The organism is Roseovarius sp. CAU 1744 (assembly GCF_039839345.1).
Classification (GTDB): domain Bacteria; phylum Pseudomonadota; class Alphaproteobacteria; order Rhodobacterales; family Rhodobacteraceae; genus Roseovarius.
Window position 1 is genome coordinate 66,823 of sequence record NZ_JBDOQV010000003.1, and the last position, 14,950, is coordinate 81,772.

At 62.9% G+C, this 14,950-nt stretch carries 12 protein-coding genes; 7 read left to right on the forward strand and 5 right to left on the reverse strand.

Annotated features, from left to right (window positions below):
• Positions 1 to 16: 16 nt before the first annotated feature.
• Complete coding sequence (locus tag AAFO92_RS06775; protein ID WP_347533957.1) at positions 17 to 2,158, reverse strand: PBP1A family penicillin-binding protein; 2,142 nt, start codon at positions 2,156 to 2,158, stop codon at positions 17 to 19.
• A gap of 260 nt (positions 2,159 to 2,418) precedes the next feature.
• Here AAFO92_RS06775 and AAFO92_RS06780 point away from each other — a divergent pair, with 260 nt between their 5' ends.
• The gene (locus tag AAFO92_RS06780; protein WP_347533958.1) at positions 2,419 to 2,757 is read left to right on the forward strand and encodes a P-II family nitrogen regulator; all 339 of its coding nucleotides are present in this window, start codon (positions 2,419 to 2,421) and stop codon (positions 2,755 to 2,757) included.
• Between the two features lie 25 nt (positions 2,758 to 2,782).
• On the forward strand, positions 2,783 to 4,105 hold the full coding sequence (locus AAFO92_RS06785; protein WP_347533959.1) for an ammonium transporter: 1,323 nt from the start codon (positions 2,783 to 2,785) through the stop codon (positions 4,103 to 4,105).
• 91 nt (positions 4,106 to 4,196) lie between these two features.
• Here AAFO92_RS06785 and AAFO92_RS06790 read toward each other — a convergent pair whose 3' ends face one another.
• Positions 4,197 to 4,574 (reverse strand): rhodanese-like domain-containing protein, encoded by a 378-nt coding sequence (locus AAFO92_RS06790; protein ID WP_347533960.1) that lies wholly within the window; start codon positions 4,572 to 4,574, stop codon positions 4,197 to 4,199.
• 112 nt (positions 4,575 to 4,686) lie between these two features.
• Between AAFO92_RS06790 and mutL the strand changes: the two genes are divergently transcribed.
• The 3 genes from mutL (at position 4,687) to AAFO92_RS06805 (ending at position 8,362) form a co-directional block, all read left to right on the forward strand.
• Positions 4,687 to 6,528 carry a DNA mismatch repair endonuclease MutL gene (gene mutL, locus AAFO92_RS06795; RefSeq protein ID WP_347533961.1) on the forward strand — a complete coding sequence of 614 codons (1,842 nt, stop codon included), beginning with the start codon at positions 4,687 to 4,689 and terminating at the stop codon, positions 6,526 to 6,528.
• A complete protein-coding gene (gene rmuC, locus AAFO92_RS06800; RefSeq protein ID WP_347533962.1) occupies positions 6,525 to 7,760 on the forward strand; it encodes a DNA recombination protein RmuC in 1,236 nt (411 codons plus the stop codon). Before mutL ends, rmuC begins: the two co-directional genes overlap by 4 nt.
• Positions 7,761 to 7,915: 155 nt before the next feature.
• Complete coding sequence (locus AAFO92_RS06805; protein WP_347533963.1) at positions 7,916 to 8,362, forward strand: GNAT family N-acetyltransferase; 447 nt, start codon at positions 7,916 to 7,918, stop codon at positions 8,360 to 8,362.
• Between the two features lie 94 nt (positions 8,363 to 8,456).
• Here the strand turns inward: AAFO92_RS06805 and AAFO92_RS06810 are convergent, their stop codons facing one another.
• From AAFO92_RS06810 to AAFO92_RS06820, 3 genes are all read right to left on the reverse strand, one after another.
• Positions 8,457 to 9,299, reverse strand: coding sequence for a DUF1989 domain-containing protein (locus AAFO92_RS06810; protein WP_347533964.1), 843 nt, complete (start codon positions 9,297 to 9,299; stop codon positions 8,457 to 8,459).
• Positions 9,300 to 9,363: 64 nt separating this feature from the next.
• Positions 9,364 to 11,331 (reverse strand): protein meaA, encoded by a 1,968-nt coding sequence (locus AAFO92_RS06815; protein WP_347533965.1) that lies wholly within the window; start codon positions 11,329 to 11,331, stop codon positions 9,364 to 9,366.
• Positions 11,332 to 11,436: 105 nt separating this feature from the next.
• Positions 11,437 to 12,027, reverse strand: coding sequence for a GNAT family N-acetyltransferase (locus tag AAFO92_RS06820; RefSeq protein WP_347533966.1), 591 nt, complete (start codon positions 12,025 to 12,027; stop codon positions 11,437 to 11,439).
• A 66-nt stretch (positions 12,028 to 12,093) separates the two neighbouring features.
• Here AAFO92_RS06820 and AAFO92_RS06825 point away from each other — a divergent pair, with 66 nt between their 5' ends.
• Together AAFO92_RS06825 and ccrA are read left to right on the forward strand one after the other, a co-directional pair.
• Complete coding sequence (locus AAFO92_RS06825) at positions 12,094 to 13,464, forward strand: 1-acyl-sn-glycerol-3-phosphate acyltransferase (RefSeq protein ID WP_347533967.1); 1,371 nt, start codon at positions 12,094 to 12,096, stop codon at positions 13,462 to 13,464.
• Between the two features lie 140 nt (positions 13,465 to 13,604).
• Positions 13,605 to 14,891, forward strand: coding sequence for a crotonyl-CoA carboxylase/reductase (gene ccrA / locus AAFO92_RS06830; protein WP_347533968.1), 1,287 nt, complete (start codon positions 13,605 to 13,607; stop codon positions 14,889 to 14,891).
• Positions 14,892 to 14,950: the final 59 nt, after the last annotated feature.

Below are 14,950 nucleotides of genomic sequence, written 5' to 3' on the forward strand. Positions count from 1 at the left end.
AGCCCAGGCGCAGAAGCTAGCGGTTGGTCCCGAAGAGATCGCGCAAAAGATTCTCGATTGCATTGCCCCTGTTGCGCCGCTGGCGCTGCCGCTGGTCCTGCCGTTCCACGGTCTTGGGGGCGGGACGGGTCATCGGCAAGGCGTGGACGGGCGTTCCCTCGTGCACGCGCGTCATCGTTTCGTGCCAGATCTCCGCCGGAAGCCCGCCACCGGTTACACCGGTCAGGGGCGTGTTGTCGTCATAGCCCATCCAGACACCGGTCACGTAATCGGCTGTGAAGCCCAGGAACCAGGCATCGCGCGCCGCCTGGGTGGTGCCGGTCTTGCCCGCGGCATCACGGTCGGGCAGCTTGGCGCGGCTGCCGGTGCCGTTATTGACCACCTGGTACATCATCCATGTCAGCTCGCGCGCCGCGGCCTCCTGGATCACCCGCTCGCCAATCCCGCCGGTCTGGTCCATCGTGGGCTGGTCATCCCCCAGCAGGCGCAGCTCGGTCAGCCCGTAGGGAGTGACCGACGAACCGCCATTCAGAATGCCCGCATAGGCGCCGGTCATCTCCAGCAGCGTGCTTTCCGACGCACCCAGCGCCAGCGCCGGCCCTTCGGCGAGTTCATTGTCGATGCCGAACCCCGTGGCGACCTCGCGTACCAGCTCGCGGCCCACGCTTTCGCTGACCTTGACCGCCGGCACGTTGAGCGAATTGCGCAGCGCATCGACCAGCCGGACGCGGCCATAATGTTTGCGGGTGTAGTTTTCGGGGCACCAGCGGCCTGAACCGGGGATATTCAGGCAATAGGGTTCGTCCACCACCACCGAATCCCAGCCGTGGCCCAGCTCGAGCGCGGTGGCGTAGACGAAGGGCTTGAACGCCGATCCGGTCTGACGCTTGGCCTGTGTGGCGCGGTTGAAGGCGCCCACCACCTTGGAATCGCGCCCGCCCACCATCGCCCGCACCGCGCCGTCGGCGGACATGACGACGATTGCCGCCTGCGCCTTGGACCCGTCGCGCACCTTGTTCTCAAAGATATAATCCAGCGCATCTTCGGCCGCCTTCTGGATGCGCTGGTCCAGCGTGGTCCGGATAATCACGTCCTCGGTCGTGTCACGGGTAAAGAACTCGGGGCCGCTGTCCATCACCCAGTCGGCGAAATAGCCGCCGGTCTGCGCCTTGGCGGCCGCGCTCAGCGTCGCCGGGGCGTTCTGCGCCTCGCGCATCTGTTTCGCGGTCAGGTAGCCCTGCTCATACATCAGCCGCAGCACCGTCGCCGCCCGGTCCTGCGAACGCTTGAGGTTCGAGGTAGGCGCCAGGGACGAGGGCGCGGTCAGCAACCCCGCCAGCATGGCCGCCTCGGACGGGTTCACTTGCGCGCTCGATTTGCCGAAATAGCGTTGCGAGGCCGCCTCGGCACCGTAAGCCCCGCCGCCCATATAGGCGCGGTTCAGATAGATCGAGAGGATCTGGCCCTTGGTATATTTCAGCTCCATCGCCAGCGCATAGACCGCTTCCTTGATCTTGCGCGACATCGACCCGCGGCGGCAATCGTTCACATAGGCGGCCTCGTCCTTCCACTTGCTCTTGTCATATTCGACACCGAGGCACAGCAGCTTGGCCGTCTGCTGGGTGATGGTCGACCCGCCATGTCCGCTCAGCGGCCCGCGCCCCTCGCTCAGGTTGATGCGCACAGCACTGGCAATCCCGCGCGGGCTGATCCCGAAATGGCGGTAGAACCGCTTGTCCTCGGTCGCCACGACGGCGTTCTTCAGGTGCTTGCTGACTGTATCGGCCGTGACTTCGCCGCCGAACTGGTCGCCGCGCCAGGCAAATACCTCGCCTTCGCGGTCCAACAAGGTAACTGAGCCGCGCGCGCGCCCGTCCAGCAATTGCGCCAGATCCGGCAGCGTGGCGTAGACATAGCCCACCGACAACCCGACAACCAACGCAACCACCGCCGTTACCCGCCAGGTGATCCACCAGATGACCCGCAGGCACCAGCGCATGATCCGCAGGAAAAACGCCACGATCGGATTGCGTTTGCGCGCCGGTGTTCGCCGCCTGCGCTTGGTCGCGGGCTTGCGCCGGGTCGCCTTCGCAGACCTGCTCTTGCTATAACGTCTCTCGGCCACCAAAGGAGGCCTTTTCCCACCGGATTTACTCATGCGTGCCCTGCCCGGACCTTATTGTTTTGCGGCACTCTATCGTGCGATCGGGCAAATGTAGACCCCCGAGCGCAAGGTGTTTGTCCTTTTTGATTTGCACAATTTTTAGCCACTTCGTATTTTGTGATTAATTTTTGTGCAAATATCTCGCAAATATCGCACCTATCCCCACCCAAATCTTTTGCTGCGGCGCAGAATCAAACCAGTCTGAGCGCGACTGAAACATGTGTTCGGCACTTGAGAAATTAAAGGGGAAACAGGTGAAACTGATAATTGCGACGATCAAACCCTTCAAACTGGACGAGGTTCGCGAGGCGCTGACCGGTATCGGCGTGCGCGGCATGATGGTAACGGAAATCAAGGGCTTTGGCGCACAGTCAGGCCATACCGAAATCTATCGTGGCGCGGAATATGCCGTGAATTTCGTTCCGAAGGTCAAACTGGAAATCGCGGTAAGCTCGGCCATGGCCGACCAGGTGGTCAGCACCATCTCGGACGCGGCGCGCACCGGCAAGATCGGTGACGGCAAGATATTTGTCCTCGACCTCCAGCAAGCAACTCGCGTGCGCACCGGCGAAACCGATGACGACGCGCTTTGAGACAACCCACTACAGGAGAAACCACATGCAAACCCTGACTAAACTGGGCCTTGCCGCAACTCTGATCGCATTGCCGGGTATTGGCCTTGCGCAAGAGGCGGACACGACGCCCACCAATGCCGATATCGGCTTTATCTTCACCACGTTCATGTTCCTTGTCTCGGGCTTTCTGGTCTTTTTCATGGCCGCGGGATTCGCCATGCTTGAGGCCGGGCTGGTGCGCGGCAAGAACGTGACGATGCAGTTGACCAAGAACGTCGCGCTCTTCTCGCTTGCCTCGATCTTCTACTACGTGCTGGGCTACAACCTGATGTATCCGGGCGATGGCTGGTCGATTGACGGTATCCTGGGCGCGTTCTCGGTCACGTCGCTGGAACCCGTCGGGCTGGAAGGTGCCGAACCCGACCTTACCTATGCGTCGGTCGGTTCGGATTTCTTCTTTCAGCTGATGTTCTGCGCCGCCACCGCCTCGATCGTTTCCGGTGCGCTGGCCGAACGGATCAAGCTGTGGCCCTTCCTCGTCTTCGTTGTCGTGCTGACCGCCGTGATCTACCCGATCCAGGCCAGCTGGAAATGGGGCGGCGGCTTCCTTGACGGCATGGGCTTCCAAGATTTCGCCGGTTCGACCGTCGTGCATTCCGTCGGTGGCTGGGCGGCACTGACCGGTGCCATCATCCTTGGGCCGCGGCTGGGCAAGTACAAGGACGGCAAGGTACATCCGTTCCCCGGTTCGAACCTGGCACTGGCGACCCTGGGTACCTTCATCCTGTGGCTGGGCTGGTTCGGCTTCAACGGCGGCTCGCAGCTTTACATGGATACCGCCGGCAATGTCGCCGACATCAGCCGCATCTTCTCGAACACCAACACGGCGGCTGCCGCCGGGGCTGTCGTGGCGCTTATCATGACCCAGGTGATGTACAAGAAGCCTGACCTGACCATGATCCTGAACGGCGCGCTGGCAGGCCTGGTGTCGATCACCGCCGAACCGCTGACCCCGTCACTGATCCAGGCCACCCTGATCGGTGGGGCAGGCGGTGCCATCGTGGTCTTCACCGTACCGCTGCTGGACAAGTTCAAGATCGACGACGTCGTGGGCGCGATCCCCGTCCACCTCTTTGCCGGCATCTGGGGCACCATCGCCGTGGTATTCACCAATGACGCGGCCAGCCTGGGCACGCAGCTTTACTCGATCGTGGTCGTCGGCCTGTTCGTGTCGGCCGCTTCGGCCATCGTCTGGCTGGTGCTGAAGACCACCATGGGCCTGCGCGTCGACGAAGAGGTCGAGATCAACGGCCTGGACATGGCGGAACTGGGCATGGAGGCCTATCCCGAGTTCTCAACCACCTGAGACTTCCTGATCAGTTGGGACGAGACGCTACTGACCCGGGCAGAGATGCCCGGGTTCTTTCGTTGCGGCGGCCCGTCAGCCGGTGCCTCAATCAGCCATGGATGCGCTGTGGCGCGCCCGTTCCCATGTTGATGCCAAGATAGGGGTGCTTCGCGGCCTTCCACGCCCCGAACCCGCCGCGCATATGCGCAATGCGCTCGATACCGGCCTCGATACAGGCCCGCGCCACCCGTTCCGACCGGGCGCCGCCGGCACAGTGGAACACGATCCGTTTGTCCGATTGCCCAGGCAACTTGTCGGCATGAAAAAACGCCATCGGCATCAGCAAGGCGCCCTCGATGCTTTCCAGCGCATATTCCTGCACCGTGCGCACGTCGATCAGCACGATCTGGTTTGCCGCCCAGGCCTGTGCCACCTCGTCCACTTCCCAGGTTTCCAGCACCGATCCGCCGATGTTTTCCTGCTGCATGCCATGCCTCGCTTGCTGTCGGTCTTTGCTGGCTCACCCTATCGCGCCCGGGGCGGAACCTCCACCGTAATCCGGTTCCCGAATCGCAGACAACTGTGCTAAGTCTTGTGGCATGGCCCAATCCGCACCCCATATAAGCCAAAACCGCACCGAAACGGCACCCGTCATTCGCCAGCTTGACGATGCCGCGATCAACCGGATCGCCGCGGGCGAAGTGGTCGAGCGTCCGGCCTCGGCGGTCAAGGAACTGGTGGAAAATGCGCTCGATGCGGGCGCCACGCGGATCGAGATCGCCATCGCAGATGGCGGCAAGACCCTGATCCGCGTCACCGACGATGGCTGCGGCATCGCGCCGGATGATCTGCCGCTTGCCCTGTCGCGCCACGCCACCTCGAAAATCGACGGCAGCGATCTGCTTAATATCCACACGTTCGGGTTCCGTGGCGAGGCGTTGCCGTCACTGGGCGCCGTGGGTCGGCTGACCGTCACCTCCCGCACGCGGGGGACGGATGCCGCCGAGATTACCCTCAACGGCGGCACGACCGGCGCTGTCAGACCCGCCGCACTGGGAAGCGGCACCATCGTGACGCTGCGCGATCTGTTCTATGCCACACCGGCGCGGCTCAAGTTCATGCGCACCGACCGGGCCGAAACCCAGGCGATCACCGACACCGTGAAACGGCTTGCCATGGCCGAGCCCTTCGTGGGCTTCACTCTGCGTGACACCTCCGGCGGTGGCGAGGGCCGCGTGACCTTCCGCGCTGATCCCGAGACCGGCGACCTGTTCGACGCGCTGCATGGCCGGCTTGCCCGGATCCTGGGCAATGACTTTGCCGAAAATGCGCTGCGGATCGACGCCACCCGCGAGGGGCTGCACATGACCGGCTATGCCGCGCTGCCCACCTATTCGCGCGGTTCATCCGTGGCGCAGTACCTTTTCGTCAACGGCCGTCCGGTACGTGACAAGATGCTCTATGGCGCACTGCGGGCGGCGTATCACGATTTTCTCAGCCGCGATCGTCACCCGGCGGCGGCGCTCTTTGTCGACTGCGACCCGACGTTGGTCGACGTGAACGTGCACCCGGCCAAATCCGAGGTCCGGTTTCGTGATCCGGGGCTGGCGCGCGGCCTCATTGTTTCCGGTCTGCGCCATGCGCTGGCCGAGGCCGGGCACCGCGCCTCGACCACGGTTGCGGGCGCCACGCTGGGAGCATTCCGCCCCGCCCCCGGCACCCCGCGCGTGTACCAGATGGACCGGCCAGCCGCACCGCCGATGCCGCCTGTAGAGGCCCGTGGATTTGACGAGTTACAGGACCGCTACAGCGCACGGGTCGAACCCGTTGAAATCGAACAGCCCGAGACACCGGCGCAGGACATGCCCCTGGGTGCCGCGCGCGCGCAGGTTCATGAAAATTACATCATCGCCCAGACCGCCGATGGCATGGTCATCGTCGATCAGCACGCCGCGCATGAACGGCTGGTCTATGAAAAACTGAAACGCCAGATGGCCGAGAGCGGCGTCGCCTCTCAGGCCCTGCTGATCCCGGAAATCGTCGAGATGTCCGAGGCGGACGCCACCCGCCTGATGGAGCTGGCAGAAGGGCTTGCGACCCTTGGGCTAACGATCGAGCGTTTCGGGCCCGGCACGGTTGCGGTGCGCGAAACCCCCGCCATCCTGGGGCAGGTCGACGCGCGGGCGATGGTCCTCGATATCCTTGACGAGCTGGCTGACCAGGATGACAGCCTGACGGTTCGCGCCCGGATCGAGGCGATCCTGTCGCGCGTCGCCTGCCACGGGTCGGTCCGGTCGGGCCGCCGGATGCAGGCCGAGGAGATGAATGCGCTTCTGCGCGAGATGGAGGCGACGCCGCATTCCGGCCAGTGCAATCACGGCAGGCCGACCTATGTCGAACTCAAGCTGGCCGATATAGAACGGCTGTTCGGGCGCACATGATCCAGATCGGCCCCCACACCTTTGCTTTGAACGAGCCGCTGACCATTGCCGCGCTGGCCGGTGCCTTCGTGCTTCTGGTCATACTCGTGCTGCTTGTCATGGCGGTGCGCGCCTCGGGCCGTTCCGCCCGGACCGTCGAGGCCGTGGTGCAGCAGGTCGGGCAGCTCAACCGCGATGTCCAGACCATCGGCCAGAACCAGCACCAGCTTGCGGGCAACCTGCAGACCGTCAGCGAAACCCAGACCAATGCCCAGCTTCAGGTCATCCAGACGGTCGAAACGCGGCTGGCGGATGTGCAACTGCAGATGAACGAGAAGCTGGCCGAAAATGCCCGCCGCGCGGCACTGGCCCTGTCCGAGATGCAGGACCGGATGAAGGAAACGCTGCACGGCTCGTCCGAGAAGACCACCGAATCCCTGACGCAACTGCAGGAACGCCTGGCCACGATCGACAAGGCCCAGACCAATATCGAAAAGCTCAGCGGCGATGTGCTGAGCCTGCAGGATATCCTGTCCAACAAGCAGACGCGCGGTGCCTTTGGCGAGATCCAGCTGAACGATATCGTGTCCAAGGCGCTGCCCGCGGATGCCTACAGCTTTCAGGCGACCCTCAGCAACGGACGGCGGGCGGATTGCCTGATCCATCTGCCCAATCCGCCCGGTCCCATCGTGATCGACGCCAAATTCCCGCTGGAAGCCTACGAGGCGCTGGTCGCCGCCGAGACCAAGGAAAGCGCGAACCGCGCGTTGGGCGAGCTCAAGACCGCGGTGCGCACGCATATCAACGCGATCTCCGAAAGATACCTGATCGAAGGCGAAACCGCCGATGGCGCGTTGATGTTCCTGCCCTCCGAAGCGGTCTATGCCGAGTTGCACGCCCGCCTGCCCGATATCGTCCGCCACGGGTTCAACCAACGGGTCTGGATCGTCTCGCCCACCACCTGCATGGCAACGCTGAACACGATGCGCGCCATCCTCAAGGACGCGCGGATGCGCGAGCAGGCGGGCGCGATCCGCAAGGCGCTGAAACAGCTGCACCGCGATGTCGAGATCATCGGCGAAAAAGCCGGCAAGCTGGAAACCCATCTGCGCCAGGCGGGCGACGATGTCTCGGGGGTGATCACCGCCGCCACCCGTGCCGGAAAACGTGCCGACAGGCTGGATAATTTCGATTTCGAGGAACTGGCCCAAGACACCGACACGACCATCGTGAAACTGGCCAAGGACCGCTGAAAACCGGCTGGGCCAGGTGCTGGCCGCACAGCGCAGGGGAGCGCCGGAGGTTTCTGCATTCAGTACCTTTTAGCGCCCTGAACCTTAAGCGTGGTTTTTCGTGAAATTCCGACGTAGGATTCGGATCGTACATTATCCGAACGCGGGGTCTGCCCATGTCTGAACACACGATCATCCGCCCCATCGTTCCCGGCGACAAGACGCAATGGCGCAAGCTGTGGACCGCCTATCTGGAATTCTACGAGAGCAGCGTTTCGGACGCCGTCTATGAGGCAACATTCGAGCGGCTTTGTTCCCATAACCGACCGAATCAAAAGGGATTCGTGGCCGAACAGCACGGCGATCTGGTGGGGCTCGTGCATTACATCTACCACCCGCATAACTGGCGGCTGGAAAATGTCTGTTATCTTCAGGATCTCTATGCCGACCCGGCGGTGCGCGGCACCGGCGTGGGGCGCAAACTGATCGAGGCGGTCTATGCCGCCGCCGATACCGATGGCTGCCCATCGGTCTATTGGCTGACGCAGGATTTCAACAAGGACGCCCGGAAACTCTATGACCGGATCGCCACCCTGACACCTTTCATAAAATACAGCCGCTGAACTGCGGCATCACCAATGGTGCTGGCTGCACTAGGGCCAGGTTTTCTGGTGGTCAGGTGAATGCGCCGCACCTGACACGACCGGCGCGGCGCGATCAGCGACCGTGGCTTCGGTCGTAGCCGTTCGATGCGGGGCTTTGCCAGCCGTCCAGCGCGCCTTGCTGCGGTGCAAAAACCTCGACCAGCAGCGGATAGCAGGCCGCGTCATCGCTGGAATGCCCGGTCGAGCAATCGCCACCCGGACAGGCAGAGAGCGCGCCCAGAATGTCGATCTCGGCAAAGAACTCGATATAGTCGCCGGGGCGTACCGGGCTGGCCTTCATGAAATACTGCCCGGTATCGCGGGTGAACCCGGTGCACATGAAGACGTTGAGCACGTCATGCACATGCGGTTCGGCCTCTGCCAGCGACATCCCGGTCTCGTCCGCCAGGGCGCGGATCAGGTTGGAGTGACAGCAATGATGATACTGCGTACCGCTCAGCAGGTTGCCGGTATAGGGGTCGCAGCGCGTGCCGATCACGTCATGGACCGAGCCGCCGAACCCGTCGATCCCGTACCAGTTCAGCGTATCGGTGGTGATCGTCGCCATCGGCCGCATATGCGGAAAGGATGACCACATCCGCTCGCCGGTTGTCAGATGCGTGCCATGCAGCGCGCGGGATTTGCCCGAGTAGAACCGCTCGGACAGGTCATTGGCGTTCCACAGGTTCAGATCGCCCACCTGCGGCCCCTCGACCGACGTGATGCGAAAGAAATGGCCCGCCGGGGCGCGAAAACAGGCGGCCTCGCGCGGGGGTGCCAGCACTTCGGCAACCTTCTGCGCACCCTCCCGCGCAGACGCGTAAAGCGCCAGATCGGGTTCGAGCAAGGTGTCATTCGGATAGCAGATCACCGGCTTGATCGCGCGGCGGGCATCGGCATCAGAAGGGCTGGTCATGGGCGTATCCCTGGATCGTTCGCCCCGGATACTATCCGCCATTCACCGGCTCTGAAACCACGGATTACTCCGCCGCGACAGCCTTGGGGTCGGCCAGGGTCACGATATCCATCATGATCGTGTTCAGCTCGAAATCCTTGGGTGTGTAGACCCGCGCAACGCCCATTTCCAGCAATCGTCTGGCGTCTTCATCGGGGATGATGCCGCCCACGATCACCGGCACGTCGCCCAGACCGGCCTCGCGCATCCTTCCCATCAGGTCTTCGACCAGCGGCAGGTGCGAGCCGGACAGGATCGACAGCCCGACCACATGCGCCTGGTCCTCAAGCGCGGCGGTCACGATTTCCTCGGGCGTGAGGCGAATACCTTCGTACCCGATATCCATGCCGCAATCGCGGGCGCGGAAGGCAATCTGCTCGGCGCCGTTGGAATGCCCGTCCAGCCCCGGCTTGCCGACCAGGAATTTCAGGCGGCGGCCCAGACGGTCGCTGACCGCATCGACCGCGTCGCGGATCTCGTCCAGCCCTTCGGTCTTGTTCGACGGGCTGGCGGACACGCCGGTGGGGCCGCGATATTCGCCGTGGATCTGGCGCATCTGCGCGGCCCATTCGCCGGTGGTCACCCCGGCCCTGGCGGCCTTGATCGACGCGGGCATGATGTTCTGGCCTTTGCTGGCCGCTTCGCGCAGCTCCGCCAGCGCCAGTTTGACCGCGTCGCCGTCACGCTCGGCGCGCCATTCGTTCAGCCGCGCGATCTGTTCGACCTCAACCGCCGGGTCGACCACCATGATGCCGCCGTCGCCGGTCATCAGCGGGCTCATCTCTCCCTCGGTCCACTTGTTGACGCCCACGACGACCGTTTCGTTCTTCTCGATCCGGTTCAGGCGCTCGGCGTTCGAATCGACCAGCCGCGACTTCATGTAGTCGATCGCGCCGATGGCCCCGCCCATGCTGTCAAGATTCGCCAGCTCGTGCCGCGCGCCGTCCTTCAGCGCCTCGACCTTGGCATCCACCGCCGGGTTGCCGTCAAACAGGTCATCGAATTCCAGAAGGTCAGTCTCATAGGCCAGGATCTGCTGCATCCGCATCGACCATTGCTGATCCCAGGGGCGCGGCAGGCCAAGCGCTTCGTTCCAGGCCGGCAGCTGCACCGCGCGGGCGCGGGCTTTCTTGGAAAGCGTAACCGCCAGCATCTCGATCAGGATGCGGTAGACGTTGTTTTCAGGCTGCTGCTCGGTCAGGCCCAGCGAGTTGACCTGGACGCCATAGCGGAAACGGCGGAATTTCGGATCTTCGACGCCATAGCGGTGCTGCAGGATTTCATCCCAGAGATCGACAAAGGCGCGCATCTTGCACATCTCGGTGACAAAACGGATGCCGGCATTGACAAAGAACGAAATCCGCCCCGCCAGCGCCGGGAAATCGGCATCGGGCACACGCGGTTTCAACTCGTCCAGCACGGCGATTGCGGTGGCCAGCGCAAAGGCCAGTTCCTGTTCGGGCGTGGCGCCAGCCTCTTGCAGGTGATAGGAACACACGTTCATCGGGTTCCATTTCGGCACGTTCGTATAGCAGTATTCGGCCACGTCGCCGATCATCTTCAGGCTGGGCTTGGGCGGGCAGATATAGGTGCCGCGGCTCAGGTATTCCTTGATCAGGTCGTTCTGCACCGTGCCCTGAAGCTTGCCGACATCCGCCCCCTGTTCCTCGGCCACGGCGATATAGAGCGCCAGCAGCCACGGCGCGGTGGCGTTGATCGTCATCGAGGTGTTCATCTGTTCCAGCGGGATCTGGTCGAACAGCGCACGCATGTCGCCCAGATGGCAAACCGGCACGCCGACCTTGCCGACCTCCCCGCGTGACAGCACGTGATCGCTGTCATAGCCGGTCTGCGTAGGCAGGTCGAAGGCAACTGACAGCCCCGTCTGCCCCTTGGCCAGGTTCGACCGGTAAAGCGCGTTCGAGGCCTTGGCGGTGGAATGGCCAGCATAGGTTCTGATCAGCCAGGGGCGGTCTTTCTGCATCTGCGACATGGTCGGACCTCGTGAATCAGCTTGCGCAATTTTGTTACGTCAAGGGATTGATACTTGGAAGATTATGCCAATGTCAATTCGCTGCATCGCGGCATTTCGGAGCAATCACCCAACGGAACGTTCCATCGTCGTCGCCGCGCGAAAGCCGAAAACCGGTTCGAGCAGCCCGGTTCGGACACGGCCCGTCGCCACGAAGCCCTCGCGTTCGTACAGCGCCCGCGCGCGCGGGTTGCGATCAATTACATCCAGCCGCACGGAATTCAGGCCCGAATGGCGCGCATGTTCCTTGACCGCCGACAGCAGCGCGGTGCCCACGCCCTGGCTCCGCGCGGCAGGGCTTACGCAGATACCGTCCATCAGCAGCACGCCGGGCTGCACCTCGCGTTCCAGAAATGACAGGAAGAGCGCGCGCCAGGTGCCACCAACCCATCCGTAAGCGCCCGTCATGTCGCGCAGGGCGCCGCCCGTCAGGCTGCCATTTCCAGTCTTGAACCCGGCAAGCCCCAGCAGGGTGTCATCCGCGCCAATGGCGCAGAATACGTAACTCGGATCCATCGCGATCTCGAAATAGGCCAGCGCCCGTGCGTCCGGGCCCATCAATTTGCCAAGCTTTCCCCGGAACGACCGCCAGTATAATGCGGCGGCCGCCGCGCGATGGACCGGGCCGAAACCCTGCTGGATGGTGTATTTCTGCACGTGAACCTCTTGCCAATCCGTGTAACTGATATTGTCCCCCCGCCTCATTGCTGCAAGAGTCGCCGGATGATGCGTTCTGTCGAAATGCCCCTCTGGGCACTGGTGATGCTGTTGCTGTTCGCGGCGGTGACGTTTGCCTCGCATTTTCTGTTTCCCTCCGTGCGCTGGTTTTTCCGCCGCCGGATGGAACGGGCCGTGGCACGGCTGAACCAGCGGCTGGAGCGGCCGATAGAGCCATTCAAGCTGGCGCGGCGCTACGACATGATCCAGCGCCTGATCTACGATCCCGAGGTCAGCCGCGCCGTCGCCGATCACGCCCGGGCGGAAGGCATCCCCGAGAACGTGGCCTTCGAACAGGCCAAGCGTTACGCCCGCGAGATCGTGCCCGGCTTTTCCGCCACCGCCTATTTCGGCGTGGCGATCAAGCTGGCAAAATGGCTGAGCAGTTCGCTTTACCGCGTCCGGCTGGGCAATTTCGACGAGGCCTCGCTGAGCAAGGTCGACAAGGATGCGACGGTGGTTTTCGTAATGAATCACCGCAGCAACATGGATTACGTTCTGGTCACATGGCTGGCGGCGGAACGCTCGGCGCTGAGTTACGCGGTCGGAGAATGGGCCCGCGTCTGGCCGCTGAGCAGGCTCATTAAGGCGATGGGCGCCTATTTCATTCGCCGAAAATCCCGCAATGACCTCTACCGCCGGGTGCTGGCGCGCTATGTGGGCCTTGCCACCGATGGCGGCGTCACCCAGGCGATGTTCCCCGAAGGCGGGCTGAGCCTGGATGGCAAACTGTCGCCGCCGAAGCTGGGCCTGCTCAAATATATCGTCGAGGGCCGCACCAATCTGGAACGCGACGTGGTGTTCGTGCCCGTCGCCGTCAACTACGACCGCGTCTTCGAAGATCGCATCCTGGTCACCGCCGGCCAGAAAGGCGAGCGCCGGTTCCGGGCACGGATCAGCGTGATCACCCGTTTCGTCTTTCGCCAGATCAGGCTGCGGATCACCGGCAAATATCATCGCCACGGCTATGCAGCCGCCAGTTTCGGCGCGCCGGTGTCGCTGAACGGATTTCTCAAGGACCATCCGAGGGGCGATTTGAAAGACCTGGCCCGCCTGCTGATGACCCGGATCGGCGAGGAAGTGCCGGTGCTGCCGGTGCCCCTGGTTGCGCGCGCCCTGATACTGGCCGATGGCGCGCTGTCCCGGGCAGAACTGGATGCGCAGGTACAAGAGATGATGGCCGGGCTGCCTCAGGCCCACATACATATGCCGCGGGATGACGAGGAATACGCGGTGGATGTCGGCCTGCGAAACCTGGTCAAACGGGGCATGGTCATCGAGGATCAGGGACATCTGACCCTGGCAGAGCATGAACGACCGATCGTGGCCTATTACGCGGCGTCGATTGAACATCTATTTCGCAAACGCAGCGAATAGAGTCGATTTTTCTGCATCTGCTCGGTTATAAAATTACAAAAATACCACCTACGGCATTGCATTGTTGCGCATCGGGCGCTACCAATTGCCGGAAATCGCGATTCTGCATCGCGGCGAAACGCTCTGACAAGGAGGTCCTAATGGCTTTGGATACGGAAACCGGCATCGCGCCCTACGATGCACCCCAAAAAGACCTGTACGAAGTAGGTGAAATGCCCCCTCTGGGCTATGTGCCCAAGCAGATGTACGCCTGGGCCATCCGGCGCGAGCGCCAGGGTGAACCCGATCAGGCCATGCAGCTTGAAACGGTCGATGTGCCCATGCCCGACAGCCACGAAGTGCTGGTTCTGGTGATGGCCGCCGGCGTGAACTACAACGGCATCTGGGCAGGCCTTGGCATCCCGATCAGCATGTTCGACGTTCACGGCGCCGATTACCACATTGCCGGCTCTGACGCCTCGGGCATCGTCTGGGCGGTGGGCGACAAGGTCAAGAACTGGAAAGTGGGCGACGAGGTCGTGATCCACTGCAACCAGGATGACGGCGATGACGAGCACTGCAATGGCGGCGACCCGATGTATTCGCCCAGCCAGCGAATCTGGGGCTACGAGACGCCCGACGGCTCCTTCGCGCAGTTCACCTGCGTGCAGGCCCAGCAGTTGCTGCCGCGCCCGCGGCACCTGACCTGGGAGGAAAGCGCCTGTTACACGCTGACGCTGGCCACCGCCTACCGAATGCTGTTCGGCCATCATCCGCACGAGCTGAAACCCGGCCAGAACGTGCTGGTCTGGGGCGCCTCGGGCGGGCTGGGCTCTTACGCGATCCAGCTGATCAACGCGGCGGGCGGCAACGCCATCGGTGTCATCAGCGACGAGGACAAGCGCCAATTCGTCATGGACCTGGGCGCCAAGGGCGTGCTGAACCGCAAGGACTTCAACTGCTGGGGCCAGTTGCCCACCGTAAACACGCCGGAATATAACGACTGGTTCAAGGAAGTGCGCAAGTTCGGCAAGGCGATCTGGGACATCACCGGCAAGGGCAACAATGTCGATATCGTCTTTGAACACCCCGGCGAGGCGACTTTCCCGGTTTCCAGCTTTGTCTGCAAGAAGGGCGGCATGGTGGTGATCTGCGCGGGCACGACCGGCTATAACTGCACCTTCGACGTGCGCTATATCTGGATGCACCAGAAGCGCCTGCAAGGGTCGCACTTTGCCCACCTGAAACAGGCCGCGGCGGCCAATCAGTTGATGGTCGAGCGCCGGCTTGATCCGTGCATGTCCGAGGTGTTCCCGTGGGATGAGATCCCGGCCGCGCATGTCAAGATGCGCAAGAACGAGCACAAGCCGGGCAACATGGCAGTGCTGGTTCAATCCCCCAAAACCGGCCTGCGCACCGTCGAGGATGTCGTCGAAGCCGGCAAATAGGACACCCCCGCCCCGCCTGCCATGAAGGGCGGGGCGATCCGCAACCAAGCAAGGTTACA

Excerpts from the sequence above, each read along its gene's own strand:
- AAFO92_RS06775 (WP_347533957.1), bottom strand. The coding sequence starts at position 2,158 with ATGAGTAAATCCGGTGGGAAAAGGCCTCCTTTGGTGGCCGAGAGACGT.
- AAFO92_RS06785 (WP_347533959.1), top strand. The coding sequence starts at position 2,783 with ATGCAAACCCTGACTAAACTGGGCCTTGCCGCAACTCTGATCGCATTG.
- AAFO92_RS06790 (WP_347533960.1), bottom strand. The coding sequence starts at position 4,574 with ATGCAGCAGGAAAACATCGGCGGATCGGTGCTGGAAACCTGGGAAGTG.
- mutL (WP_347533961.1), top strand. The coding sequence starts at position 4,687 with ATGGCCCAATCCGCACCCCATATAAGCCAAAACCGCACCGAAACGGCA.
- rmuC (WP_347533962.1), top strand. The coding sequence starts at position 6,525 with ATGATCCAGATCGGCCCCCACACCTTTGCTTTGAACGAGCCGCTGACC.
- AAFO92_RS06805 (WP_347533963.1), top strand. The coding sequence starts at position 7,916 with ATGTCTGAACACACGATCATCCGCCCCATCGTTCCCGGCGACAAGACG.
- AAFO92_RS06810 (WP_347533964.1), bottom strand. The coding sequence starts at position 9,299 with ATGACCAGCCCTTCTGATGCCGATGCCCGCCGCGCGATCAAGCCGGTG.
- AAFO92_RS06815 (WP_347533965.1), bottom strand. The coding sequence starts at position 11,331 with ATGTCGCAGATGCAGAAAGACCGCCCCTGGCTGATCAGAACCTATGCT.
- AAFO92_RS06825 (WP_347533967.1), top strand. The coding sequence starts at position 12,094 with ATGATGCGTTCTGTCGAAATGCCCCTCTGGGCACTGGTGATGCTGTTG.
- ccrA (WP_347533968.1), top strand. The coding sequence starts at position 13,605 with ATGGCTTTGGATACGGAAACCGGCATCGCGCCCTACGATGCACCCCAA.